The sequence below is a fragment of the Pseudomonas sp. HS6 genome, assembly GCF_023375815.1.
Lineage (GTDB): Bacteria > Pseudomonadota > Gammaproteobacteria > Pseudomonadales > Pseudomonadaceae > Aquipseudomonas.
The window spans coordinates 3,399,738-3,425,465 of sequence record NZ_CP067412.1 but is presented as its reverse complement, the minus strand read 5'-3'; the positions used below and the strand labels follow the sequence as shown (position 1 = coordinate 3,425,465).

At 61.7% G+C, this 25,728-nt stretch carries 22 protein-coding genes; 7 read left to right on the top strand and 15 right to left on the bottom strand.

What is annotated here, in order from left to right; genetic code table 11:
- Nucleotides 1–178: 178 nt before the first annotated feature.
- The 12 genes from JJN09_RS15525 to cbiE form a co-directional block, all read right to left on the bottom strand.
- Nucleotides 179–1,189 carry an iron ABC transporter permease gene (locus JJN09_RS15525; protein ID WP_249482525.1) on the bottom strand — a complete coding sequence of 337 codons (1,011 nt, stop codon included), beginning with the start codon at nucleotides 1,187–1,189 and terminating at the stop codon, nucleotides 179–181.
- Nucleotides 1,186–2,133: an ABC transporter substrate-binding protein gene (locus JJN09_RS15520; protein WP_249482524.1), complete on the bottom strand. Its 948-nt coding sequence runs from the start codon at nucleotides 2,131–2,133 to the stop codon at nucleotides 1,186–1,188. The genes JJN09_RS15525 and JJN09_RS15520 overlap by 4 nt, the downstream gene beginning before the upstream one ends.
- Nucleotides 2,130–2,918 carry an ABC transporter ATP-binding protein gene (locus JJN09_RS15515; RefSeq protein WP_249482523.1) on the bottom strand — a complete coding sequence of 263 codons (789 nt, stop codon included), beginning with the start codon at nucleotides 2,916–2,918 and terminating at the stop codon, nucleotides 2,130–2,132. The genes JJN09_RS15520 and JJN09_RS15515 overlap by 4 nt, the downstream gene beginning before the upstream one ends.
- Before the next feature lie 346 nt (nucleotides 2,919–3,264).
- The gene (locus JJN09_RS15510) at nucleotides 3,265–5,391 is read right to left on the bottom strand and encodes a TonB-dependent siderophore receptor (protein ID WP_249482522.1); all 2,127 of its coding nucleotides are present in this window, start codon (nucleotides 5,389–5,391) and stop codon (nucleotides 3,265–3,267) included.
- A 162-nt stretch (nucleotides 5,392–5,553) separates the two neighbouring features.
- On the bottom strand, nucleotides 5,554–6,933 hold the full coding sequence (locus tag JJN09_RS15505; protein ID WP_249482521.1) for a PepSY domain-containing protein: 1,380 nt from the start codon (nucleotides 6,931–6,933) through the stop codon (nucleotides 5,554–5,556).
- 80 nt (nucleotides 6,934–7,013) lie between these two features.
- Nucleotides 7,014–9,134, bottom strand: a complete 2,121-nt coding sequence (locus JJN09_RS15500; protein ID WP_249482520.1) for a TonB-dependent copper receptor — start codon at nucleotides 9,132–9,134, stop codon at nucleotides 7,014–7,016.
- A gap of 84 nt (nucleotides 9,135–9,218) precedes the next feature.
- Complete coding sequence (locus JJN09_RS15495) at nucleotides 9,219–9,665, bottom strand: DUF2946 domain-containing protein (RefSeq protein ID WP_249482519.1); 447 nt, start codon at nucleotides 9,663–9,665, stop codon at nucleotides 9,219–9,221.
- A 21-nt stretch (nucleotides 9,666–9,686) separates the two neighbouring features.
- On the bottom strand, nucleotides 9,687–10,166 hold the full coding sequence (locus JJN09_RS15490; RefSeq protein WP_249482518.1) for a copper chaperone PCu(A)C: 480 nt from the start codon (nucleotides 10,164–10,166) through the stop codon (nucleotides 9,687–9,689).
- A 48-nt stretch (nucleotides 10,167–10,214) separates the two neighbouring features.
- The gene (locus JJN09_RS15485; RefSeq protein WP_249482517.1) at nucleotides 10,215–10,616 is read right to left on the bottom strand and encodes a DUF2946 domain-containing protein; all 402 of its coding nucleotides are present in this window, start codon (nucleotides 10,614–10,616) and stop codon (nucleotides 10,215–10,217) included.
- Nucleotides 10,617–10,803: 187 nt separating this feature from the next.
- On the bottom strand, nucleotides 10,804–11,523 hold the full coding sequence (locus tag JJN09_RS15480) for a cobalt-precorrin-6A reductase (protein ID WP_249482516.1): 720 nt from the start codon (nucleotides 11,521–11,523) through the stop codon (nucleotides 10,804–10,806).
- Complete coding sequence (locus JJN09_RS15475; protein ID WP_249482515.1) at nucleotides 11,520–12,617, bottom strand: cobalt-precorrin-5B (C(1))-methyltransferase; 1,098 nt, start codon at nucleotides 12,615–12,617, stop codon at nucleotides 11,520–11,522. The genes JJN09_RS15480 and JJN09_RS15475 overlap by 4 nt, the downstream gene beginning before the upstream one ends.
- Complete coding sequence (gene cbiE / locus JJN09_RS15470) at nucleotides 12,610–13,821, bottom strand: precorrin-6y C5,15-methyltransferase (decarboxylating) subunit CbiE (RefSeq protein ID WP_249482514.1); 1,212 nt, start codon at nucleotides 13,819–13,821, stop codon at nucleotides 12,610–12,612. The genes JJN09_RS15475 and cbiE overlap by 8 nt, the downstream gene beginning before the upstream one ends.
- Nucleotides 13,822–13,965: 144 nt before the next feature.
- On the opposite strand from cbiE, the gene cobG reads away from it, so the two are divergent.
- Genes cobG through cobJ form a run of 4 tightly spaced genes read left to right on the top strand, consistent with a single transcriptional unit; the run spans nucleotide 13,966 to nucleotide 18,317 of the window.
- Nucleotides 13,966–15,264, top strand: a complete 1,299-nt coding sequence (gene cobG, locus JJN09_RS15465) for a precorrin-3B synthase (protein ID WP_302851887.1) — start codon at nucleotides 13,966–13,968, stop codon at nucleotides 15,262–15,264.
- Nucleotides 15,257–15,883, top strand: coding sequence for a precorrin-8X methylmutase (locus tag JJN09_RS15460; RefSeq protein WP_085609238.1), 627 nt, complete (start codon nucleotides 15,257–15,259; stop codon nucleotides 15,881–15,883). Before cobG ends, JJN09_RS15460 begins: the two co-directional genes overlap by 8 nt.
- Nucleotides 15,883–16,614: a precorrin-2 C(20)-methyltransferase gene (locus tag JJN09_RS15455; RefSeq protein WP_192560901.1), complete on the top strand. Its 732-nt coding sequence runs from the start codon at nucleotides 15,883–15,885 to the stop codon at nucleotides 16,612–16,614. Before JJN09_RS15460 ends, JJN09_RS15455 begins: the two co-directional genes overlap by 1 nt.
- On the top strand, nucleotides 16,614–18,317 hold the full coding sequence (gene cobJ / locus JJN09_RS15450) for a precorrin-3B C(17)-methyltransferase (protein WP_249482513.1): 1,704 nt from the start codon (nucleotides 16,614–16,616) through the stop codon (nucleotides 18,315–18,317). Before JJN09_RS15455 ends, cobJ begins: the two co-directional genes overlap by 1 nt.
- Before the next feature lie 52 nt (nucleotides 18,318–18,369).
- Here cobJ and JJN09_RS15445 read toward each other — a convergent pair whose 3' ends face one another.
- Nucleotides 18,370–18,963: a MarC family protein gene (locus tag JJN09_RS15445; RefSeq protein ID WP_192563344.1), complete on the bottom strand. Its 594-nt coding sequence runs from the start codon at nucleotides 18,961–18,963 to the stop codon at nucleotides 18,370–18,372.
- 253 nt (nucleotides 18,964–19,216) lie between these two features.
- Between JJN09_RS15445 and JJN09_RS15440 the strand changes: the two genes are divergently transcribed.
- Genes JJN09_RS15440 through JJN09_RS15430 form a run of 3 tightly spaced genes read left to right on the top strand, consistent with a single transcriptional unit; the run spans nucleotide 19,217 to nucleotide 21,431 of the window.
- Nucleotides 19,217–20,005, top strand: a complete 789-nt coding sequence (locus JJN09_RS15440; protein ID WP_249482512.1) for a hypothetical protein — start codon at nucleotides 19,217–19,219, stop codon at nucleotides 20,003–20,005.
- A 60-nt stretch (nucleotides 20,006–20,065) separates the two neighbouring features.
- Entirely contained in the window at nucleotides 20,066–20,797 is a 732-nt protein-coding gene (locus JJN09_RS15435) for a hypothetical protein (RefSeq protein WP_249482511.1), read from the top strand.
- The gene (locus tag JJN09_RS15430) at nucleotides 20,790–21,431 is read left to right on the top strand and encodes a hypothetical protein (protein ID WP_249482510.1); all 642 of its coding nucleotides are present in this window, start codon (nucleotides 20,790–20,792) and stop codon (nucleotides 21,429–21,431) included. Before JJN09_RS15435 ends, JJN09_RS15430 begins: the two co-directional genes overlap by 8 nt.
- A gap of 22 nt (nucleotides 21,432–21,453) precedes the next feature.
- On the opposite strand, the gene JJN09_RS15425 is transcribed toward JJN09_RS15430, so the two are convergent.
- Complete coding sequence (locus JJN09_RS15425; protein WP_249482509.1) at nucleotides 21,454–24,228, bottom strand: hybrid sensor histidine kinase/response regulator; 2,775 nt, start codon at nucleotides 24,226–24,228, stop codon at nucleotides 21,454–21,456.
- A gap of 102 nt (nucleotides 24,229–24,330) precedes the next feature.
- Complete coding sequence (gene purD / locus JJN09_RS15420) at nucleotides 24,331–25,623, bottom strand: phosphoribosylamine--glycine ligase (protein WP_249482508.1); 1,293 nt, start codon at nucleotides 25,621–25,623, stop codon at nucleotides 24,331–24,333.
- Nucleotides 25,624–25,728: the final 105 nt, after the last annotated feature.

Below are 25,728 nucleotides of genomic sequence, written 5' to 3'. Positions count from 1 at the left end.
TTTTATGGTTGGCAGATGCGAACGACTGAAGGGTGTTTTGCAAGGGCTGTGCCCGGTCGGGTTTGAGCAGGGAAATGTCGGTTTAGAGCGGTTGCGCGCAGAGTCGGCGCACCACGAGGGGACGTGTTGCATGCAAAGGTGCAGCGGGGTGCGCCAGATTGGGGCGCACCCGGAGGATTCAGCGGCGGCGCATCAGGCCGATGAAGAACAGGCCGCCGAGGGCTGCGGTGGCGACGCCGATGGGCAGGTCTTCCGGTGCGATCAGGGTGCGTGCGGCGACGTCCACCCAGACGAGGAAAACGCTGCCAAGCAACACGCACACCGGCAACAGACGCCGGTGCTCGGCACCGATCAGGCGCCGGGCAATGTGCGGAACCATCAGCCCGACAAAACCGATGGAACCGCTGATCGACACCAGCACCCCGGTCATCAGCGAGGCAATCACGAACACTCGCAGACGCACCGCCCGCGCGTTCAGACCAAGGGTGACGGCGGTCTGTTCGCCGGCCATCAAGGCGTTCAGCGGGCGGGCCATACCGATCAATAGAATCAAGCTGAGCAACACGCTCAGTGCCGGCACAGCGAGCAATTCCCAGCGTGCCAGGCCGAGGCCGCCGAGCATCCAGAACATCACCGCGGAACTGGCGCGATGATCGCCCATGAACAGCAGCAGATTGGCGATCGCCATCATCACGAACGACACCGCCACCCCGCACAGCAGCAGGCGATCACTGTCCAGTCGACCGTGACGGTTGGCGATGCCCAGCACCAGGAACATGCTCAACAACGCGCCGATGAACGCGGCAATCGGCAACGTCAGCAGGCCGACGATCTCACCGACGTGCAGCACCACGATCACTGCGCCGAGGGTCGCGCCGGAGGTGACGCCGAGCAGGTGCGGGTCGGCCAGCGGGTTACGCGTCACCGCTTGCAGCACCGCGCCGATCAAGGCCAGCCCGGCGCCGACCAGTGCCCCGAGCAACATGCGCGGCACGCGGATCAGCCAGACGATGTGTTCCTGGCCGGCGCTCCAGTCCGGCATGCCGAGGCCGAACAGTTTGTGCAGCAGAATCCGCCACACCACGTCCACCGGCACCCGCGCCGGGCCGAAGCCCAGCGACACCACGCAAGACACCAGCAGCACCGCGCTGAGGGCAATCAGCAGCCAGCCGTAGCGACGATTGATCATTCGCCGTGGAAACCTTTGGCCAGGGTTTCAACCGCGAGCACGTTGTCGATCCCCGGCGTGGCCTGCACGTAAGGGATGACGATGAAACGCTGGTTCTTGATCGCGTCCACCGATTGCAGCGCCTTGTTCTTCAGCAGAAATTCAATCTTCTGCTCGGCGGTGATTTCGCTGTAGTCGACGATGACGATCACCTGCGGATTGCGCTCGACCACGGTTTCCCAGTTGACCCGTGTCCAGCTCGCTTCGACGTCATCGAGAATGTTGCGCCCGCCGGCGGCGTCGATCAGCGCTTGCGGCATGCCGAGACGGCCGGAGGTCATGGCGCGGTCTTCGCCGCTGTCGTACAGGAACACCCGTGGTTTCTCGGCGGGCAGATCTTTGCGGACTTCCGCGACCTGACCTTGCATGTCGGCGATCAGCGCGTTGGCGCGGTCCTGCACGTCGAAGATTTTGCCGAGGTTGCGCAGGTCGTTGTAGGTGTCTTCCAGCGTCGCGGCGGGGCGCTTCATCACGAAGGCGCAGGATTCGGTCAGCTCATAGACATTAATGCCTAGCGGTTGCAGGGTCTGCGGCGTGAGATCACCGCCGACGCGCATGCCGTAATCCCAGCCGGCGAAGAAGAAGTCGACGTTGGCGTTGAGCAGGGTTTCCACCGACGGGTATTTGGCTGCCAGCTCCGGCAGACCGTCGAGAAGACTCTGCATTTCAGGCGTCACCGACTTCCAGCCACTGACGCCGCTGTAGCCGGCCATCTTCGACTTGAGGCCGAGGGCGAGCATCATCTGAGTCATGTTGATGTCGTGGCTGACCGCGTGTTTCGGCGCTTCCTTGAAGGTCACTTCGCGGTTGCAGCTGTGGATCGTCAGCGGGTACTTGGTGGCCTCGGCGAAGGCTTGGGTGGTGCCCAGCAACAGAGCGAGGCAGAGCAGAGAACGCACAGTCATGGTCGGGTTATCCAGGTGATTCGCGGGTAGCCGTGGAGAGGGTGGGAATCGATCAGCGCTTCGACGCCGAACACGTCGCGTAGCAGTTCGACGGTGAGGACTTGTTGCGGGGTGCCGCTGGCGACGATGCGACCGTGATTGATCACATACAAACGGTCACAGAACGCGGCGGCCAGGTTCAGGTCGTGAATGCTTGCCAACGTGCCGATCTGCAACCGCTTGACCAGTTGCAGCAGTTCCAGCTGATAGCGCGGGTCGAGGTGGTTGGTCGGCTCGTCGAGAATCAGCAGTTGCGGTTGCTGGGTCAGGGCGCGGGCGAGGATCACGCGTTGTTTTTCACCGCCGGACAGCGTGGCGAATGCGTGATCTTCGAAGCCATCGAGGCCCACGGATTTGAGGGCCTGGGTGGCGAGTTGGCGGTCTTCCAGTGTGTCGCCGTCGAACAGGCCCTTGTGCGGCGTGCGGCCCATGGCGACCACTTCTTCGACGGTCAGGCCGAAGGCGTCGGGGAATTCCTGCAAGACCACGGCGATGCGTTGCGCGCACCAGCGTGAGGATTGTTTCCAGACGTTGTGGTGATCGAGTTTGACCTCGCCGTGTTCCGGCTGGCTGAAGCGGTAGGCGCAGCGCAACAGGCTGGTCTTGCCGCTGCCATTGGGTCCGATCAGCCCGACGAACTCACCGGCGGCCACTTGCAACGAGGCGTCACGCAGCTGGAACTGGTGATGACAGTGGCCGTGGCCCAGAGGTGTCCAGGCGAGATGGGTGAGGGTGAGTGATGTCATAGAGCGTTCAGTGTGATCTCGATTTCTGTGTTTTTTCCGGTAGATCCATCCCCCTCACCCCAACCCTCTCCCCCAGAGGGGGCGAGGGGGAAAGGGAGCCGATCTTCGTGCTCTTCAAGTCCTGAGTTCGGCTCGGTATTTCAAGTTGGTGCAACTTGCCCAAACTCCTCGGTCAGTCCCCTCACCTCCAGAGAGGGGAAGGGAGCCGAGCTTTATGCTCTTCAAATCCTGAGTTCAACTCGGTATTTCAAGTCGGTGTAACTTGCCCAAACACCTCGGTCAGTCCCCTCTCCCTCCGGGCGGTCCGACGTTTCGGGAGGGCTAGGATGAGGGCAGGGCCAGTGAGTCAAAAGGTGTAATCAGCCGTGACAAAGAACGAACGAGGTTCCCCCAGAATCCACTGCTGCCCCTCATTGTATTGGCTTTGCGCGTATGTCCGGTCAAACAGATTGTTCACCTGCAACCCCAGCGTGGTGTTACGCAGGGCTTTCCACGACAGCGTTGCATCGACCACGGTGTAGCTCGGCAGCTCGTTACGGTTGGCCATGTCGGCGTAGCGCGCATCGACATAACGCACGCCGGCACCAGCCTTCAGATCATCGGTCAGCGCCTTGCTCAGCCACAGATTGGCGGTGCGACGTGGCACGTCCACCGGGCGATTGCCATTGCGCGACACCGGCACGCCACCGACCACTTCTTCGAAATCGTCGTATTTGGCCTTCACGATCGCGGCGTTGGCTTGCAGCTGCCAGGCGTGCGGCAGTTGCAGATCGAGGCTGGCTTCCAGACCGTTCGACGATTGCTGCCCGACCTGCTGTTTGAGCGTCGGGTTGCCCGGATCGTCGGTCAGCAGCTTCTTCTTCACGATGCGATACGCCGCCAGCGTGAATTCGCCACGCTGATCCCAGAACAACTGCTTCAGGCCGATTTCGGTTTGCCGCGCGGTCGACAAGCCGTATTGCTGCTGGCTCGGGCTCAGGGAAATCAAACCGCCAATGCCATCGGTGCTGGTGGCGACCTGACCGTAGAACGAGGTGTCCTGCGTCAGCGCGAACACCAGGCCGGCCTTCCAGTTGTTGCCGGTCAGGGTCTTGTCGCTCTGGCTGCCGTCGACCAGGCTGTTGCGATCCACGTGCACGTAGTCGCGGCGCACACCGGTCACCAGCGACCAGCGCTCGCTCAGTTGTGTGCGGTTTTCAGCGAATACCGACATCTGCTTGGTGGTGCTATCGAACTGATCGCGATACGGATTGCGGCTCTCGAAATAACCGGTTTGCGGGTGATACAGATCCAGCGGCTGACCGTTCGGCAATACGTCATTAAACGGCGAGTTGCTGTTGAGCTGAAAGCGAATGCGGTTGTAGTCGACACCGGTCACGGTCTGGCTGTCGAGGCCGAACAGTGAGTGCTTGAAGGTGAAGGTCTGGCGGTCACCGACCTGTTCCTGTTTGTGGCCGATGCCAAAGTAGCCGCTGCGGCTGAGTTGCTGGCTGTCAGCGTTGAAGTTGTAGTTCTCGGCGTTCTGCCAGCGGCGCTGGGCCTTGAGGTAGTACAGCTCGTTGCTGGCGCTGACTGCATCGTTGATCTGCCAGTCGCTGGTCAGGCGCGTCCATTGATCGTTGTAGTGCTGCTTGTCGTCGCGCACGTTGTAGTTCTTGTTGCGCAGGCTGGCTTTCAACTGGCCGTTGATCAGTGGTGTGCCGAAATAGTTCTGCGGGCGCTGATCGCCGTAATCGTGGGCCAGGGTGAAGGCCAGATCGTCAGTGGCCTGCCAACGCAGGGCGGCGCTGATGAAGTCGCTGGACGAGTCGCCGCGATCGACCCAGCCGTTGCTGCGCAGGCGATTGAGGTTGAGGCGATAGCTCAGGGTGTCGGTCAGCGAACCGCCGCTGTCGAACGCCTGCTGCTGGCGGTCGAACGAGCCGTAGCCGACGCGCACGTGGTTTTCGATTTCACCTTCGAACGGTTTCTTCGGTATCACGTTGACCACCGCGCCGGTCGCGCCTTCGCCGTACAGCACTGAAGCCGGGCCGCGCAGCACATCGACGCGCTCCACCGACCAGGTGTCGACCGGGAAGGTCACGGTGCCCATGCCGGTGTACATGCGGTTGCCGTCATACAACTGCATCACCGAACTCTGCCCGGTAAAACCCCGGGACTGCAACGAAGTGCCGCCATCGCCCGGCGTGCCGGTGCGACTGATGCCGGTGCTGCGCGACACCGCGTCCTGCACGCTGCGATCACCACGGGCGCGGACCTGCTCGCCGCTCAGGCTTTCGACGCTGGCCGGAGTTTCCATGGCCGTGAGGTTCAGGCGCGAACCAGCGCTGGTCGGCGTGGTCAGGCTGACGGTCTGGTCGTCATTGACCACGGCGGTGATGGTGCCGGTGGGCAGCGTCAGCGGGGCGTTGTCGGCGTGGGCATTGTTGTTCAGGGCGAACAGACAGAGGCTGGACAAGAGGTACTTGTTCATCGGGGCGGTGAATCACTTCTTCAAAAGAAAAGCCCGCAGGCTCATGACAGTGCATGGCTGCGGGCAGAGCAGCAAATTTGCGTTATACAGTAACACTAAAAAATGCCGGAGTTTAAGCCCCGGCAGTTTAAAGATCTGTCTAGATCGCGCATCTCGCCTGTTTCATGATGAAGTTGAGGCAGATTCAGTTTGACGGCCCAGACGCGACAGCAACAACCGATCCAGCAACCACACCACCACCAGCGAAGCGCCCACCAGTGGAAACACCACCGCGAGAACCAGCATGATCGCCACGCCGGTTTTCCATTTCGGCAGATCGTGGCGCAGCGGTGGTACGCCGAACTTTCCTTGCGGGCGACGCTTCCACCAGATCACCACGCCGCTGACGGCGCTGAGCAGGATCATCAGGCAGATCAGCAGCACGATGATCTGATTGAAAGTGCCGAACATCTTACCTTCGTGGAGCATCACGCCGATCTCGGTGGCCCGAGCGACGGCTCCGTATTGCTCGAAACGCACGTCAGCCAGAACCTTGCCGGTGTACTGATCGATGTGCAGGGTGGCGTCGTTGCGCGGGTCGTCGGCGAATACGGCGATGGTGAACACGCCGGTGGCGGTGGTCGGCATTGTGATGCTGTAGCCCGGCTCGACCTTTCGCTCGATGGCGATGTTCTGCACGTCTTGCAGGCTGATGATCGGCGCGGCGGGGCCGTGTTGCATGCCGCCGTGGGCCATGTGTTCGGCGTGGTCGCCGGACATCGGCATCGGCGTATTTTCCATGGCCCAGGGTACGGTCTGGCGCGCGGCGTTGTTGAGGCTGCCGGCCTCGACGTCGGAGGTCGGTACGTTGTCCCACATCGCCGCCGGGAACACGTTCCACACCTGGGCGTACTGTTTGCCCCAGAAGCCGGTCCAGGTCATGCCGCTGAGCAGCATCACCAGTAACAACGCGGCGCCCCAGAATCCGGTGACCGCATGCAGGTCACGCCACAACACGCGACCGCGACTGTTCAGACGTGGCCACAGAATTCCGGCTGCCTGACCTCGCGGCCACCACAGGAAAACCCCGGACACCACCAGCACCACGCCCCAACCGGCGGCGAGTTCGATCAGCCGGTCACCGACGGTGCCGATCATCAATTCGCCGTGGATCGCCCGGGCGAGCGCTTGCAGATTCTGCTTGGCATCCTGCTCGCCGAGGATGTCGCCGTGGTATGGATCGACGAACACGTTCAGCTCATGGCCGGCATTCTTCACCACGAATTGCGCGCTGCGCTCGGCGTTCGCGGGCGGCAGGTACTGGGTGACCTGTCCCTGTGGATAAGCGCTTTTGACCTTTTGCAGCAAATTATCGGCCGGCACGGTGTGATGCCCGGCCGGGACGTTCAGCAGGCTGCTGTACATCAGCGAATCGAGCTGCGGCTTGAACAGGTAAATCATGCCGGTCAGGGCCAGCATCACCATGAATGGCGCGACGAACAATCCGGCATAAAAATGCCAACGCCAGGCCAGGTTGTAAAAATTCGGTTTGGGCTGTTTCATCACGAGTGCTCCGCTTGGCTTGGATCTTCTAGTTGTCTGTTGTCACTCGCTCCCTCAAAGGGAGCGAGTGCCCTTGAGGGTTAGAAACTCATGTCCACCTTGGTCCAGAGCGTGCGCCCCGGTTCATTGATGGCTTGCGGGTCGTTGGCCGGGTAGCCGAACCCGGCGTTGCCCGCCAGGTTCAGGTGTTCGGCGTAAGCCTTGCCGAACAGGTTGTCGACGCCGGTACTGACCTTCCAGTTCTTGTTGATCCGGTAGGCACCGTTGAGCGAGAACACGCCGAAGCCTGAACTCTTGTCGTAATCCTTGCCGACCACGTTGCCCTTGTTCTGGTCGATACGGTTTTGCGCGGCTACCACCCTCCACAGTGCGCCGGCGCTCCAGTTGTCTTCGCTGTAAGTCAGGCCGAAACGGGCATCCAGCGGCGGCATCTGCGGCAAGGCCTTGCCGTCGCTGCTGTTCTTGCCCCAGGCGTAGGCCAGGGTCGCATCGGCTTTCCAGTGGTCGGTGAGCTTGTAGGCTGCGCCGAGTTCACCGCCCATGATCCGCGCGTCGATGTTCTCGGCGCGGGAGGTGCTCATGCCCATCATCGTTGGGGTGTAGTCGAACAGGATGTAATCGCGCACCACGCCGATGTACCCCGAGGCCCAGGCTTCGAGGTCGGCGTCCTTGTAGTTCACGCCGAAGTCGAGCTGAGTGGTTTTTTCCGGTTTGATCGAATCGAACGCATTGACCGAACCGGCCGGGCCGGACTTGGGCGAAAACAGCTCCCAGTAATCCGGGAAACGTTGGGCGTGGCCGAGGCCGGCGTAAAGCGTGGTCGGGCTATCGGCCAGATCATGCTCGTAACGCACGAAGCCGCTCGGCAGGGTGTCGGCGCGGGTTTCGTCAGCAGTCGGATTCGGGCGGGACATCATTCCCGAGCCGATGCTCTGGCGATAATCCTTGGCCGAGGCACGGTCGACCCGGGCGCCAGTGATCAGGCGGTCACGGTCGGCGGCGTACCAGGTCATTTCGCTGAACACCCCATAGTTATGGAAGTCGGCGTCCTTGGTGTACGGCTGATCCTTGTAGGTATCGATGCCCATGCCGCTGCGCTGACGGTGTTCGTTGGTCTGCGCATCGAGGCCAGTGATCAGCTGGATGTCGGCCCAGCGCCAGGTCGCTTTGATCCGCGCGCCGAGGGTGCGACGGTCGACGTTGGACGCCATGGGACCTGCCATCATCCCGGTGCCGGATGGCGTGCGCAGGGTGTAGTTGTCCATCACGTGGTCGGCGTAGTTGTAGTAGACCTGCGCTTCGAGCTTCTCCAGCACATCGGTGATGTTGGATTTCTCGAAGCGCAGGCCGAGGCTTTCACGCAGGAACTGCGAGCCGTCCATGCCGCGCCCGGCGTAGCGCGCTTCGCCGTCGCCCTTGCCGGCGGTGAGTTCGATCAGGGTGTCGGCATCCGGGGTCCAGCCCAGCGCCACATCGCCGTTCCACTTGTCATAGCGCGAGGCGACGGTGTCGTTGTTGCCGTCGCGGTAGTCGTCGGAATGCGCGGTGTTGCCGATCACTCGCACATAGCCCAGCGAGCCGCCGGCCGCCGCATCGACGACTTTGTCGAAGCGTCCGTTGGAACCAGCCAGCACGCTGGCATTCACGCGGGTGCCGAGTTCGCCGAAGCTTTCCGGTTCGCGGTCGAACAGGACCGTGCCGGCCGAGGCACCCGGTCCGTAGAGCACTGTTTGCGGACCTTTGATCACGGTGAGTTTGTCGTAGGTCTCGGGCGAAATGTACGAGGTCGGCGCGTCCATCCGGCCGGGGCAGGCACCGAGCATCATGCTGCCGTTGGTGAGGATGTTGAGCCGCGAGCCGAACATCCCGCGCAATACCGGATCACCGTTGGTGCCGCCGTTGCGCACCAGGGCGAAGCCGGGAATGGTCTTCAGATAGTCGCCGCCATCGCTGGCCGGCACCGGTTGGCGCGGGTCCTTCGGGTTGGTGACGATGGTCAGCGGCGAGCTCGGGGCGATGGCGGTGATTACCGTCGGGCTCAGTTCTTCTGTGTGGCCGGCGTGTTCATCGGCGTGGACCAGCGGGGACAGCAGGACGCCGCAAAGGACGGCGGTAGCGTGCCTGAAACGAACACGGGATTCGTTCAGGGCGAAGGACGCCGGGGCAGAGCCCGAGCGTGGGACAGCAGAAAACCTGGACATGACAATTTCCATCAAACAGTCGTAAACGACACGGCCGGCAGCCTGAAGCTGTCTTCTCAACCGTGTGCAATCAGAGGTGGGTGTTTACGCTGCGACGGGCGGGGCGCGGCTGCGGGCGCCGGGGAAGAAGGTCTGCCGGGCATGGCCCAGACGCGGGGAGGGTGGGGTGAAGGTGTTGACGTGGGCGATGCTGAACGTGGCAAAACTGCCGCCGCCAGTCAGCGCCGGGCAGTTGAACAGCAGGCTGCAATAACCGCATTTTTCCCACAGCACATGGTGCGAGGATTGCGGCGGGCAGTGTTCGGCCGAGGGTGTTGCTTCATGCGCGGTATGATCCATGCCCGCCATGTCCATCGACATGTCCATGCTCATCGGCATCGAAGTCGAGGCGTGCTGATCCATCGGCATCGACTGAGAAATCAGCGGGCCGATGAAGATCATCAACATGGCGAACAGGGCGATCCAGCTGCCGCGTGTCAGGTGTTCAGTCTGACGGCGTTGCACGGACGACCTGGCGCTGCGCGGGCGCATGGGCGGAGTCTGCCGAAGGGGTTACTGGGCGTGCGCGTGTTCCGGCATGTCTTGCGGTGGTTTCTTCTGCACGGCCACTTCGACGGTCACGTTACCGGCCTTTTCGAAGTGCAGGGTCAGCGGGAAGCGCTTGCCATCGGTCAGCAGACTGCGGTCGGTCGGATTCATCAACATCACGTGATAGGCCATCGGCGCGAAGGTCACATTTTCACCGGCCGGAATCGCGACGTTCGGCACCTGTTGCATCTTCATCAGGTCGCCCTGCATCACGTGTTCGTGCAGTTCGGCCGTCGGGGCGATGGGCGAGTCGACGCTGAGCAGGCGGTCAGCCGTCTTGCCGGCGTTGTGAATGATGAAATACGCGGCAACCGTCGGTGCGTTCGGCGGCAACTCCTGCGACCACGGGTGGGCGATTTCCAGCTCGCCGGCCTTGTATTCGTGGGCATGGGCGAAGCACGCAGGCAGCAACAGCGCAGCGATGACGATGAATTTGTTCAACATGGCAGTTCTCCAGAACGATTTGAAACGCAGGTCAAATGCGGGAACAAATCAAACCAGAGGGGAGGCGCGGGGATTGAGGCTCGGCCATTGCTGGCGCGGAGTCGGGGTTTGCAGCACGGCGGGCGCCACACTGCGATTGCTTTCGTATCGGGCGAAATACAGCTGCGGCGAATGCCCCGGCAACGCCACCACCGGCGCCGATCCGGAACAGCACCAGCAATGCTGCATGGTCGAATGATTGTCACCGCTTTGCGGCGCCTTCTGATCGAGGCTGCCGATGTCGATCGCCACCATCTTCGTCCCGCTGCCGGTGCAGAAACTGCTCCACAGCAACTGCTCGGCCGGCGTTTGCGCCGCCTGCGCCATCGCTCCCGTCAACGGCATGGCGAGCATGTTGAACAGCACTGCAAAGCAGGCGATCCAGGCAAATGCGAGCCGGTGTCGGTTCATGGGACAGGTCCGTAGGGTGGGCGATCAGGCGCGGCTATTTAGCCTGATCAGGGCCGATAAGTAAAAAAGCGTCGTGCGGTTTGGTGTCGCAGCGCTCTTTCAAGAGAGTGTAGCGGCTCGAATTTGCATTGCATGGGACTTGCGTCAACAACTGAAGCTATCGCGAGAGGAAAAAGCTCCGTCCCGATCAAGGTCTTTCAAGAGCCGAGATGACGTCAGCAACCGTCGAAAACTCCCGATCAACCTCCGCCAATCCAGGCCGTTTCAACACCATCACCGGCACCCCAAGCTCCCGCGCCACTTCCAGTTTCGGCTCGGTTGCGGTGCTGCCGCTGTTCTTGCTGATCAGCACGTCGATCTGCCGGCGTTCGAACAGCGCCCGCTCATCTTCCAGCAGAAACGGTCCACGGGCGCCGATGACTTCGCAGCGTTCGTTGCCGGGGTAGACGTCGAGGGCGCGCAGGGTCCAGAACTGGTGCGCAGGGATTTCATCGAGGTGCTGAAGCGGTTCGCGGCCAAGGGTAAACAGGGGGCGGCGGAAGGGTTCGAGGGCGGTGATCAGTTCGGCCCAGTCAGCGACTTCGCGCCAGTCATCGCCCGGCTCTGGTTGCCACGCCGGGCGGCGCAGGGCCCAGCAGGGGATGCCGGTGAGTTGCGCAGCGGTGGCAGCGTTCTGGCTGATTTGTGCAGCGTAGGGGTGGGTGGCGTCGAGCAGCAGATCGATGCCTTCATCGCGAATGAACTGCGCCAGACCTTCGGCGCCACCGTAGCCGCCGACGCGCACCTGACACGTCAGATCGGTCGGCACCCGGCCCACTCCGGCCAGACTGTAGATGTGTTCCGGCCCCAAAGTACGCGCGATGGCCAACGCTTCAGTCACACCACCCAACAACAGAATCCGTTTCATACAAAAGCCCCCGCATGGCCGACGATGCCGCCCTGACGATCAATCGCAAATACTTCGACCTGGACCTGAGCCGGCACCACGCTACGGGCAAATTCCAGGGCATGGCGGCAAACCTCATCGCCCAGCGCAACGCCCGCCGCGCTGGCCATCGCCAACGCCTGCTGACTGGTGTTCGCCCCGCGAATGGCTTGCTGCAAATCGTCATCGGCGCCAATTGCCGCCGCCCACTCTGCCAGTTGCGGCAGGTCGATGCTTGAATGACGCGAGTGCAGATCCATGTGCCCGGCCGCCAGTTTGCTGATCTTGCCGAAACCGCCGCACAGGCTGAGTTTATCCACAGGCACTTTGCGCAGGTGCTTGAGTACCGCGCCGACGAAGTCGCCCATTTCGATCAGGGCGATTTCCGGCAGGTCGTAGACCCGGCGCATGGTGTCTTCGCTGGCGTTGCCGGTGCACGCGGCGATGTGCAGGTAGCCGTTGGTTTTCGCCACGTCGATGCCTTGATGGATCGAAGCGATATACGCCGCGCAGGAAAACGGCCGGACGATGCCGCTGGTGCCGAGGATCGACAGCCCGCCGAGGATGCCCAGGCGCGGGTTCATGGTTTTGAGCGCCAGGGCTTCGCCGCCCTCGACGTTGACCGTCACCTCGAAGCCCCCGCGATAGCCGGTTTCTTCGGCGAGCAACGTCAGGTGATCGCTGATCATCTTGCGCGGCACCGGGTTGATCGCCGGTTCGCCGACGGCCAGCACCAGCCCCGGGCGGGTCACGGTGCCGACGCCCTTGCCGGCGTTGAAGCGAATCCCCGGCTCGGCCATCAGGCGCACCCGCGAATAGAGCAGGGCGCCGTGAGTCACGTCCGGATCGTCGCCGGCATCCTTGATGGTTCCGGCTTCTGCGCCGTCTTCGGTTAGTCGGCAGAACTCCAGACGCATCTGCACCTGTTTGCCCTTGGGCAACACAATCTGCACGGCGTCAGCCACTACTCCGCCGAGCAACAGGCGGGCAGCGGCGAGGCTGGTGGCCGTGGCGCAGCTGCCGGTGGTCAGGCCGCTGCGCAGGGGCGCGGGTTGTTCGGCAGTTTCGTCACGCATCGAGGGGTTTGACCAGATCGAGCAGGGTGATCGGCAAGGCCTGGCGCCAGGTGTCGAACTCGCCCAGCGGCTGCGCCTGGGCGATGTGGATGCGGGTCAGCTCGCCGCCATGGCGTTCGCGCCAGCTCATCAAGGTCATTTCGCTTTGCAGGGTCACGGCGTTGGCCACCAGTCGGCCACCGGGTTTGAGTTGTTCCCAGCAGGTGTCGAGCACGCCTTCGCGGGTCACGCCGCCGCCGATGAAAATCGCGTCCGGGCGTTCCAGTCCGGCGAGAGCCTGCGGTGCGCTGCCGCGAATCAGTTGCAGGCCGGGAACGCCCAGCGCATCACGGTTGTGTTCGATCAACTGTTGTCGGCCGTCATCGGCCTCGATAGCCAGAGCGCGGCAGCTCGGGTGAGCGCGCATCCATTCGATGCCGATCGAACCGCTGCCGGCGCCGACGTCCCACAGCAATTCGCCCGGTGTCGGAGCGAGGCGGGCGAGGGTGATGGCGCGCACGTCGCGTTTGGTCAATTGGCCGTCGTGCTGGAAGGCCGAGTCCGGCAGGCCGGCGAGGTGTGACAGGCGCAGTGTCTGCGGATCGGCCAGGCACTCGATGGCGATCACGTTGAGGTCGGCAATGGCCGGGTCATTCCAGTCGTTGGCGGTGCCGTCGATCCGGCGTTCGGCGTTGCCGCCCAGATGTTCCAGAACGCTCAGGCGACTGGGGCCAAAACTGCGCTCGCGCAGCAATGCCGCAACCGCCGCCGGGCTTTGACCGTCATTGCTCAGCAGCAACAGGCGCACGCCGCTAGACAGTTGTGCGTTGAGGGTCGCAAGCGGGCGAGCCACCAGCGACAGCATACTAACGTCCTGCAAAGGCCAGCCCAATCGGGCTGCTGCCAGCGAGCATGAGGATGGCGATGGCAGAACCAGCATCTCGGCCACCGGAACCTGCCGCGCCAGACTCGCCCCGACGCCGTAGAACATCGGATCACCGCTGGCCAGCACGCACACCGCTTCGCCTCGACGCTCGAGAACCGGGGCCAGGGAAAACGGGCTCGGCCACAACTGGCGCTCGCCACGGATGCACACCGGCAACAGATCCAGCTGACGCTGACCGCCGATGATCCGCGAGGCGCCCAGCAGGGCGCGTCGGGCATTCTTGCCCAGGCCCTTGAAGCCGTCTTCACCGATTCCTACTACTGTCAGCCAGGGTGACATCTGTAGCCCCTCAAAAAAGTGTCCGCAAACGCGCCGTTCCGACGGGCAGACTTTTCATGCCGTCGGACAAAGCAGGCATAATACCGCGCCTTCGCCCGCGAAGCGCCTTTCCCACAGAGCTGCCAGCCCTTGAACGAACGCCGGATGTCCAACGCCATACGCCCCTCGGCCTGTCCGGGGTTGCTGCGTATCGTCCAGGCGCTGGATGGCGGGATCTGCCGGATCAAGCTCGATGGCGGTTCGATCACGGCCGATCAGGCCGATGCGGTGGCCAATGCCGCCGAGCGGTTTGCGGGTGGAGCGATCGAGGCGACCAATCGTGGCAATCTGCAGATTCGCGGCATCGGCGAGCAGTCCGCCGCGCTGATCGACAGCCTGCTGGCCGCCGGTCTCGGGCCGCGAACCGCAGCGGGCGACGATGTGCGCAACCTGATGCTTAGCCCGGCCGCCGGCATCGACCGACAGATGCGCTTCGATACCCGTCCATTGGCCGGGCAGATCCTCGAGACCTTGCAAAGCCATCCGCGTTTCCATGAGCTGAGCGCCAAGTTCGCCGTGCAACTGGACGGCGGTGAAGCGTTGGCGATGCTCGAGCATCCCCATGACCTGTGGTTGTCGGCATTCGAAGCTCGCGGCGACACGCTGCTGGCGTTCGGTCTGGCGGGTTGTCCGACGGATCGGCCGCTGGCTGCCGTGGCGCTTGCGGACGGACATGCGCTGGTGGTGGCGGTGCTGGAACTGTTCCTTGAACTGGCCCGGCCGGAGCAGGCGCGAATGCGTCATCTGCTGGATGAGTGTCCGGCGCCGGTGTTCCTGGAAAAAGTCGCTCAGCGGATCAACCTGAAAGCCGTCGCTGATTGGCAGCGCGAAGCCGGACCAGAGGGTTTGCACCTCAGCATCCACCCTCAGCAATCGGCTGGTCAGGTCTATGTCGGTGCCGCACCGGCGCTCGGCCGCCTCGATCCGGACATGTTGCGTGGCGCCGCGCAATTGGCCAGAACCTTCGGCGACGGCAGTCTGCGTTTCACCCCTTGGCAAAGTCTGTTGCTGCCCAATGTGCGTGAGACGGATGCGGTTAAAGCGCTCGATGCTCTGAGCAAGCTGAACCTGTTGACCCATGTCGACGATCCCTTAGCGCACCTGATCGCCTGCACCGGCTCCAACGGCTGCAGCAAAGGCCTGGCCGACACCAAACACGATGCCCGCGTTCTGGCTACGCTGTTGCCACACCCCGTGGATGTGCACCTGTCCGGCTGCCCGCGTTCCTGCGCCGCCGCGCACCGTGCTGCAGTGACTCTGCTGGCGGTCGCTCCCGGTCACTACGATCTCTATTTTCGCGATGCAGCACAGCCCGGTTTCGGCGCGCTGCACGCTCACAACCTTACTATCGAAGCGGCCGCGACCTTGCTCGCCGCCCGCTCACGGAGCCCCCTTGATGCTTGATTACATCCGCGACGGTCAGGAGATCTATCGCAACTCCTTCGCGATCATTCGCAGCGAGGCCAACCTGGCTCGCATCCCGGCCGACCTGGAAAAACTCGCGGTGCGGGTGATCCACGCCTGCGGCATGGTCGAGGCCATCGACGGGCTGCAATTTTCCGAAGGCGCCGGCAAGGCCGGGCGCGATGCGCTGGCCGCCGGCGCGCCGATCCTGTGTGATGCGCGGATGGTTTCCGAGGGCGTGACCCGTGCGCGTCTGCCGGCCAACAACGAAGTGATCTGCACCCTGCGCGACGACAGCGTGCCGGAGCTGGCGCGCGAGCTGGGTAACACTCGCTCGGCGGCGGCGCTGGAATTGTGGCGCCCGCATCTGGAAGGCAGTGTGGTGGTGATCGGCAACGCGCCGACCGCGCTGTTCTATCTGCTGGAAATGCTCGACGCCGGCGCTCCGAAACCGGCGCTGATCCTCGGCTTCCCGGTGGGCTTCGTCGGTGCTGCCGAATCCAAGGCCGAGCTGGCCGCCAACAGCCGGGGCGTGCCGTTCGTGATCATGCAGGGCCGCCTCGGCGGCAGCGCCATGGCCGCCGCTGCGGTCAATGCCCTCGCCACGGAGATCGAATGATGCAGGCCAAAGGACGTTTGATCGGCCTGGGCGTCGGCCCCGGTGATCCGGAACTGATTACCGTCAAGGCCCTGCGCCTGCTACGCGAGTCGCCGGTGGTGGCGTATTTCGTGGCCAAGGGCAAGAAGGGCAACGCGTTCGGCATCATCGAGGCGCACCTGCAAGATGCGCAGAACCTGCTGCCGCTGGTGTACCCGGTGACCACCGAAGTGCTGCCGGCGCCGCTGTCCTACGAGCAAGTGATCAGCGATTTCTACGATGACGCGGCCGAGGAAGTGGCCGCGCATCTGGATGCCGGTCGCGATGTGGCGGTGATCTGCGAAGGTGATCCGTTCTTCTACGGCTCCTACATGTACCTGCACGATCGCCTCGCCAGCCGTTACGAAGCCGAAGTGGTGCCGGGCGTCTGCTCGATGCTCGGTGGCGCTTCGGTGCTGGGCGCGCCGCTGGTGTATCGCAATCAGAGCCTGTCGGTGCTGTCCGGCGTGTTGCCTCACGAAGAGCTCAAACGTCGTCTGGCCGATGCCGACGCGGCGGTGATCATGAAGCTGGGGCGCAACTTCCCGAAAGTACGCGACGTGTTGGCAGAGCTGGGCCTGGCCGAGCGTGCGCTGTACGTCGAACGCGCGACCATGGCCAATCAGAAGATCGTGCCGCTGGATGAGGTCGAGCCGATGTCGTCGCCGTACTTCTCGCTGATCATTGTTCCCGGCGAACGGTGGCAAGGCTGATGACCCAATCCACACCGGCCATCGTCATTCTCGGCCAGGGCGCACTGGCCACGGCCCGTCGTCTTCAGCAGGTCTATCCGGCTGCGCAGATTCACGGACTGAAAGGGCGCGTCGAAGGTGCCGACCTGACTTACAGCGAGTTCGGCGCAACCCTGCGCGAGTTGTATCAACAGGACACGCCGATCATTGCCTTGTGCGCGGCGGGTATCGTCATCCGTACATTGGCGCCACTGCTGCTGGAAAAAGGCGTCGAGCCACCGGTGCTCGCCGTGGCTGAAGACGGCAGCGCTGTGGTGCCGTTGCTTGGTGGCCTGGGCGGGGTGAATGTCATGGCCCGTGAGATGGCGGCTGCACTTGAAGTGGCAGCGGCGATCACCACCAGCGGCGAATTGCGCTTCGGCACCTGCCTGCTCAACCCGCCCGGCGGTTACGCGCTCGGCGATCTGGAGCAGGGCAAGCGCTTTGTCTCTGACTTGCTCGCCGGCCACAGCGTGCGCATCGATGGCGCTGCGCCGTGGCTTGCGCAGGCGCAATTGCCGGAAGATCCACAGGCGCAGCGCTCGATTCATGTCGGCAGCGATGCCCGTGTGGCGAGCGCCAGTGAGTTGCTGATTTATCCGCGCAGCGTGGCGGTGGTGGTCGGTTCCGAAGTGGCTGACCTGTCGGGCTTCATTCGCAATGCGTTGCTGCAGTCCGGTGTGGCGATTCAATCGCTGGCCTGTCTGGTGGCGGCTGATGTTCAGATGGCCAGCCCGGCATTGCGTGAAGCTGCGCTTGAACTGGCGGTGCCGCTGCGCTTTGTTGCGCCAGCGAGTGACATCGTTGAACTGGCTCGCGATGCAGTCCCTGACGCTCGAATCATCACAGCATCCCACGACCTTGCCATCGCAGTGGCCGAACAGCCGCTGGATGTTTCGCAGGTCGGTCGTCCGCGTGGTCGTCTGGCCGTCATCGGCCTCGGCCCGGGTGCAGCCGAGTTGATGGTGCCGGCAGTGAAGGCCGAACTGGCCCGGGCTACCGATGTGCTGGGTTACGAAACCTACGTACGCATGGCCGGTCCCTTCCGCGAAGATCAGGTGCAGCACTGCACCGACAACCGCGAAGAAATGCAGCGCGCCCGGCATGCTTTCAGACTCGCCGCTCAGGGCCGTTCGGTGATTGTGGTTTCGTCCGGCGATCCGGGCGTGTTCGCCATGGCGGCGGCGGTGCTCGAAGCGTTGCACGAGTCGACGGATCAGGCGTGGCACAGCGTCGATCTGGAAATCCTGCCGGGTGTTTCCGCCTCGCTCGCCACCGCCGCTCAGGCCGGTGCGCCGCTGGGCCACGATTTCTGCGTGATGTCGCTGTCGGACAACCTCAAGCCGTGGTCGATCATCGAAAAACGCCTGGATCTGGCCGCCGAAGCTGATCTGGCGTTGGCGTTCTACAACCCGATCTCCCGTGCCCGTCCGTGGCAACTGGGGCGAGCGCTGGAAATCGTCGCGCAACATCGCGCGCCGCAAACGCCGGTGGTGCTGGGACGTGACATCGGCAGGCCCGGCCAGACGCTACGCACCACCACGTTGGGCGCGTTGACCCCGGATCAGGTGGATATGCGCACCATGGTGCTAGTCGGGTCCTCCACGACCTGTACTTTTTCTCGGGCCAGCGGTGGCGATTGGGTGTACACCCCGCGCTGGTATGGCGAGAAACCTGATAACTGAGGCATAAAAAAAGCGGCTCTTCGGAGCCGCTTTTCATTTCAGGGGTGGCAGTTCAGCCAAGATAACCTTTCACCCCAGTAAAGATGATCTGTGCCGCCAGTGCACAAACGAACAATCCCATGAGCCGACTGACGATCTGCAATCCCTGATCGCCAAGAATCCGCTCGATTCGATTTGACAGATACAGCACCACACCGACGGTAAAACTGGCCAGGGCGATACTCATGATCGCGATCAGCTTGTCATCCCAGTGCGGCTGGCTGACGCCCATCACCAATAGCGCACCGATAGTGCCGGGACCGACGGTCAACGGAATGGTCAGCGGTACGATGGTCACATCCTGCTGCACATTGTCTGTCTGTACCGCCGACTTGCCCTGCGCCATCCCCAGTGCCGAGATGAACAGTACGCTGCCAGCACCGATGCGGAAGGCATCCACAGTGATCCCGAACACATCGAAAATCACCCGCCCGAACAAATACAGCAGGACACTGGAGACAAGCGTGGCGATGGCCACTTTCCAGGCCAGGCGGCGCTGCTCCTTGCGTGAGTAGCCACGCGTGAGGCTGATGAAGCAGGACAACACGAAGAACGGGCTGTAGAGCACCAGCATCTTCAGGTAAACGCTGAACAACACGTGGAGCATGGTTTTGGCTCGCATTCGGATTGAGGTGAAACAAAGTCTATCAGTCGATCAATTACCTGTGGGTGGCGCGCTTGAATTATTTACTTGTTAGTTTCCTTTGTGGAGGTGCTTGGTTGTGCGCATCTAAGTGTTGTTGTCGGTTGTTTGTGGATATGGTGTTACATGTTTTGGTTTGTTGGAGTTGATGGGGTTGGGTATTGTTCTTTCGGCAAGTTCATGAGGGACTTGTTTAAATTAACGTAAGGACAGTGTCATGAGTAAATATACTACTAGCCAGGCTTATATCGATTCCTGCATCAAAAATTTGAAAGAGTATGATTTGGGCGAGCCGTTGGCTGTTGCGCCTCGCAGGATGTTCTCCCTGGGTGACGATGTTGAAACGCCGAGCAAGGGTTCGATTGTAGGCGAGGGTGTGCTTAGTTTTAGCGGTAATCTCTCGGGTGTTAACCGCGCAGATGCACAGAATGCTTTTCTCTATGCATCGTTAGTGGCAAATAAACAGTATCCGGCGGAACACCAGGGCAAAGAGTGGTACATGATATTCCGCGAAGTCATGACCAATATGGGTTGGGCGCCTGTCACCCGATACTACAGCGATCTTAAAGTAGGCGGGACCAGTGTCCGTATGGACCAACTGGTTCTGCAAATCCTGGGCTCGGTCGTTGCCGGGGTTGCGTTGCCAGGCCCGACTTCTGCATTGATGCTGAAAGTGGCGGGTGACGCCATCGCCGCTCTGAAACAACGTGAAACCGCACTGACGGTTTATGAGCGAAACCTGTTGGAACAAGGCGTAGGCGGAGTCACCGCAGGGGCGTGCACAGAAGTAAACGGTGTAACTATTTTTGCTATCGGAGCAGTGCGTTTCAAACGTCGAAATACATCGACCAAAGTAATGTTTGTCGATGTTGATGTTCGTAATGTGGATCTGTATAGCGGTGAAACAGTGTTTGAGAAAAATGATGCTCTTGCTGAAGCCACTCGTGCGTTTGTCTCGGGCAAACTTGTGGCGCACGCTCTCAAGAAGATTGATTACGACATCTAATTAAGTAAGTAAGGGTAATCGTGCATCGATTGCCCTTATTCAAAAAAGAGAGGTGTTGATGTGCAAGATTTATATACAGTATTGATGGTTGGGGCGGCAGTCCTGATCGTGCCTGAAACAGACGATGTGACCATTTACGATGATGTGATCAACACCGTGTTGTACGCGCAGTTGGTGGCGAATAAGCAGACGGAAAAAGAACCGGATACTCTCTGGTATGACGTCTATAGCGACATTATCGATGGTTTTTGGTTTCGGTATGAAAAATCGCGAGAGGACAGGACTCTTGCTCCAGACAGTGATGTTTGCGCAGTGGACTGGGTAGTGGCTGCGATGTCCAAAGTGAATGCTGACGAAGGGCAAGCAATCGCCGAAGTAATGGCTCGATTGGAGAAGATCTCGGATACGACTCCCGCCATCAAAATGTTGCGTACCCATGTGCAGAAAGTATCCGAGCATGTAGTGATGCCAGTGCCGGCACCTGCAGAGGACGTGCACATGATGGTGATTGTGGCGCAGTCACCCACTTCGTTCCGGAGTGTGTACTTCGAACTTAAAACCGATCAGGCACTGGGCCCCAGCCCTCTGTTCCAGCGTTATCGTGCCGAGGACGTGAAAGGCGCTGTTACTTTGCGGGCTTTCCGCGCGAATCTGGTGGAATCCCAGTATGTCCCGGTGCGTCACGAACTTGCCCTGAAGATCAAAAGCAGAATCAAAGACAATGTTGCTGTGCTGGAGAAGGGCGACCCGTCTTGCTGCGCTGTACTTCCAGAGAGGCTCGGCAATGACTGACGTATTTGCACCTGCATCCGCAGTGGTCGGTGCCAGCGTTGTGTCGTTTGCAGCTGGCCTGCCGGCTTCCCATCGGGAAGACATTTACATGAGCACGGCTTTTGCGCAACAGAGCACCCGAGCGGCGATGGCCGATGGACTATCGGGCGATTGGTTCGACTATTACTGCAATAAACTGAAACATCTGGGCTGGGACGTGCCACGACCTCAAACGTTTTCCCCCGAGCCTGTCGCCCCGATGGGCAGCAAGGCCCTGCAGCGTATAAAGGCTTCCCTCGGTGAGGAGTTCTACTTGCCCATGAGGCGGGCCATGGCCGAGCTGGAGCGAAACTTATTGGCGATGGAAGTGTTTGAGTCCACTAGCCTTGAGGCCGATGTCGGCTGTTTTCAGATGATTCCGTGTGTCATGAACGGCGCGCACAAGGTTGAACTCGGGGTCTACCATCGCAGGTTTTCGATTCAGCGAGAGATCTCGCGGTTCCTGTTTCTCAAAAATGAATCGCTTGAGCGCGAGAGTATCGAGCAACTGACTGCGATCACCTTCAATACGCTTCACTACGCGACATTTCGGGAGAAGGTGAAGAAAGCGGTACTGTCACAGTCGAGCAAATACCTGAGAGAACTTGAAATTTGAAAGGATGACCGCACGGCATCACTCAGAAGGTGGAAGCCGTTCGGTTTTGCTGGTCGCGCTGGGCCACCCAGTGTTCGATCAACTCGCGTAACTGCGATAACTCCACCGGTTTGGCCATGTGCCCGTCCATGCCGGCCTGGCGCGCACGCTCCTTGTGTTCGGCGAGAATGTGCGCGGTCAGTGCGACGATCGGCGTACGGATGCGCTGATTGCCGACTTCCCAGGCCCGCAGTTGCTGGGTGGCGGAGAAACCATCGAGGATCGGCATTTCGCAGTCCATCAGCACCAGGTCGTAGCGCTGGGCCTTCATGGCCTGCAAGGCTTCTTCGCCATTGCTCGCGGTGTCCGGTTGCAGGTTGAGCTTGCCGAGCATGCCGCGAATCACTTTGGTGGAAATCGTGTTGTCTTCGGCGACCAGAATGCGGAAATCGCTCGGGACTTTGACTGCCGTGGCCGGGCCAACGGCTTGTGGCTGGAACACCGCCTGGCCACGGTTGCGCTGGTTCAGCTCGTCGGCCAGTGTGGTCTTGAGCGTGTAGCCGGCCACCGGTTTGGCCAGGATGCGTTTGATCCCCGAGTTGCGCGCGATGATCTTGCTCGGCGCGTTGCTGATGCCGGTGAGCATGATCAGCAGAATGTCGTGGTTCAGGCTCGGGTCTTCCTTGATCTTGGCCGCCAGTTGCATGCCGGTCATGCCGGGCATGTTCTGGTCCAGCAGGACCACGTCGAAATAGTCACGCAGGTGCGCTTTGGTGCGCAGCAGGGCCAGCGCCTCCTTGCCCGACGGCACGGCGCTGACGTTCAGGCCCCAGGCGCTGCACTGTTGCACCAGTACTTTGCGACAGGTGTCGTTGTCGTCGACCACCAGCACCCGCGCGCCTTGCAGCGGACTGTCGAGATCGGAGGTCGGGTGCTCCAGGCGGTCTGGGTCCAGCGGCAGGGTCAGCCACAGCGTGCTGCCCTGGGTGGCGCCGCTCTTGATGCCGAACTCACCCTGCATCAGGCGAATCAGTTGCCGTGCGATCACCAGCCCGAGATTGCCGCCCAAGCGGTTGGCCGACAGGAAGTGCTTGCTGTGCAACTCGGCGTGCATCAACGCATCACGCTCTTCCTGGTCCATCGGCTGGCCGCTGTCTTGCACGGCGATGCGCAGGCGTGGCTTGGCGCTGCGTTCATCGAGGGCGACCACCACCAGCACTTCGCCTTCTTCGGTTTTCTTCAGGGCGTTTTCCAGCAGGCTTAGCAGCGTCTGGCGCAGACGGGTCGGATCGCCGCTGATGACCCGTGGCACTTGCGGCTGGATGAAGCTGATCAGCTCGACGTTCTGCTGTTCGGCCTTGGCGCGGTAGATGCTCAGGCAATCGTCGATCAGGGCGTTGAGATCGAATTGCACGTCGTCCAGTTCGATCTGCCCGGATTCGAGGCGGGAGATGTCGAGGATCTCGTTGATCAGGGTCAGCAGTTCGTTGCCGGCGCTGTGGATGGTCTGCACGTAGTCGCGCTGCTTGACCGACAACGGCGTGCCGAGCAGCAGTTCGGTCATGCCTAGTACGCCATTCATCGGCGTGCGGATTTCGTGGCTGATCTTGGCGAGGAATTCGGCCTTGGCATTGATTTCCGCGTTGCTTGCGGCGAGGTCGCGGCTGATGCTGAAACGGCTTTCGGTGATGCTGCGCTGGCGCTCGCCCAGGGCGATGCTCATCAGCAGGCCACTGATACAGATGAAGCCCATCAGGGTCATGATCAGGCCTTGCGGCGCCACCAGGGTCAGCCCCAGCAGGGCCGGAAGGATGATCAGCGTGCCGATGTTGAACACCACCATGGCGGCGACGAACAGACGGGCAGGGCGGTAGCCTTTCTGCCAGTGATAGAACGCTACCAGCAACATGCTCAGCCCGGCCAGGGCCACCAGTGCGTAGGTGATGATGTTCAGCGGCAGGGTGTTGACGAACAACAGCAGCAGGCTGCAGATCACGATGAACAGGATGTCGCCCAGCAGCAGTTTGTTCAGCGGATGCGGGCTGAGCGGGGCGAAGAAGCGGTAGGCGAACATCAGGCCGGCCGGTGCGGTCAGCAGCAGTGCCAGATAGGCGCCGGGGGTCTGGATCGCGTGCCAGTTCGGCAGCCAAGGACCGGCGAGGTTGAGCAACAGCAACAGGCTCAGGCTCAGCAACGCTTCACACACCGCCAGCCACAGGCTGCTGCGCGAGCGGGTGTAGGCGTAGCGGATCAGGTTGTGCAGGATCAGCATGGCGAGGCAGCCGAACAGCAAGCCGTAGATCAGCGTCTGATTATGGTTGGCCGCGCCCATCACCGCCGATTGCAGGGTGATGTATGGACGCAACTGATGGTCGGAGACCAGGCGCAGGTAAACGTCGAGGGACTTGTCGCTTTGCGGTAATGGCAGCAGAAAATCGCTGCTCGGCAGTGGGCGCTCGGCCTGGGCCTGGACGGTGCCGGTTTCCCGTTGCTCGATCAGCCTGTCGCCATCGAGCACGTACAGATTGAGGTGGGACAGGTCGGGAGCGAAGATGCGCAGCACTTGTTCGTGCTTGCCGGGCGCCAGTCTGAAGCGCAGCCATAACGCGCCATCGGGTTCGGCCGCGGTGAGGCGGTCAAGCTCGATAGGGCTGAATTGATTGGTGTAGCGGGCGGAGCGGATGTCGCTCAGCTGGAGGTTGCCCTGATCGTCGAGCAATACCGACCAGCCACTGCCTTGCGCGGCCTGGGCCGGGAGCATGCAGAGCAAGGTCAACAGTGTGACGGTGAAGCCTATGGCAATCCTGAGCCAGCGCACGGCGAAATCCCTTCGTAGGTTGATGCCAGAATATAACGATGCGCAGCGTCGGAACAGTCCGGCAAGGACCAAGGGCCCTTGCCGGAAACACAGCGTAGCTTATTACAGAGTTTCGCCGCGTTCACGGGCAATGGCGCGGTAGCCAATATCGGTGCGGTAGAAGCAGCCTTCCCAGTCGATGGCCTTGGCCAGTTTGTAGGCCTGCTCCTGGGCAGCACTCACGCTGGAACCCATGGCGGTAGCGCACAGCACCCGACCACCGGCGGTCACGACATTGCCGTCCTTGAGCGCGGTGCCGGCGTGGAAGACCTTGCCTTCCAGGCTCGCTGCCGCGTCCAGACCGTTGATCGGCGCGCCCTTGGCGTAGTCGCCCGGGTAACCGCCGGCCGCCAGCACAATGCCGACACTCGGACGTGGATCCCACTGCGCTTCAACCTTGTCCAGCGCCTGGGCCAGTGCCGCTTCGACCAGTAACACCAGGCTCGACTGCAGACGCAGCATCACCGGTTGGGTTTCCGGATCGCCGAAACGGCAGTTGAACTCGATGACCTTCGGATTGCCGGCCTTGTCGATCATCAGACCGGCGTACAGGAAACCGGTGTAGACGTTGCCTTCTTCGGCCATGCCGCGCACGGTCGGCCAGATCACCAGATCCATAACACGTTGGTGAACGTCAGCCGTGACCACTGGAGCCGGGGAATAAGCACCCATGCCGCCGGTGTTCGGGCCGCTGTCGCCGTCGCCGACGCGTTTGTGGTCCTGGCTGGTGGCCATCGGCAGAACGTTCTTGCCGTCGACCATGACGATGAAACTGGCTTCTTCGCCGTCGAGGAATTCTTCGATCACGACGCGCGAACCGGCATCACCGAAAGCATTGCCGGCGAGCATGTCGCGCACGGCGTCTTCGGCTTCTTGCAGGGTCATGGCGACGATCACGCCTTTACCGGCAGCCAGGCCGTCGGCCTTGATCACGATCGGTGCGCCTTTTTCACGCAGGTAAGCCAGGGCCGGCTCGATCTCGGTGAAGTTCTGGTAGTCGGCGGTCGGGATCTTGTGGCGCGCCAGGAAATCCTTGGTGAAGGCTTTCGAGCCTTCCAGCTGTGCGGCACCGGCGGTCGGACCGAAGCAGTCCAGGCCTCGGGAGCGGAACAGATCGACGACGCCGGCAACCAGCGGCACTTCAGGGCCGACGATGGTCAGGGAAACGTTCTTCTCGGCGAAGTCGGCCAGTTGCTCAAGGGCCAGCACGTCGATGGCGACGTTTTCGCACTTGGCTTCAATCGCAGTGCCGGCGTTGCCCGGTGCCACGAAAACCTTCTGCACACGCGGATCCTGAGCCACTTTCCAGGCCAGGGCGTGTTCGCGGCCACCGCTGCCAATGATCAAAACATTCATTTCAAAAACCTCGGATGACGCTAATTCTGTTGAGCGCCGCAGGGGCGCTTTTCTGTGGGAGATGGCTTGCCAGCGATAGCATCACTGCGGTCTGTCTTAAGAACC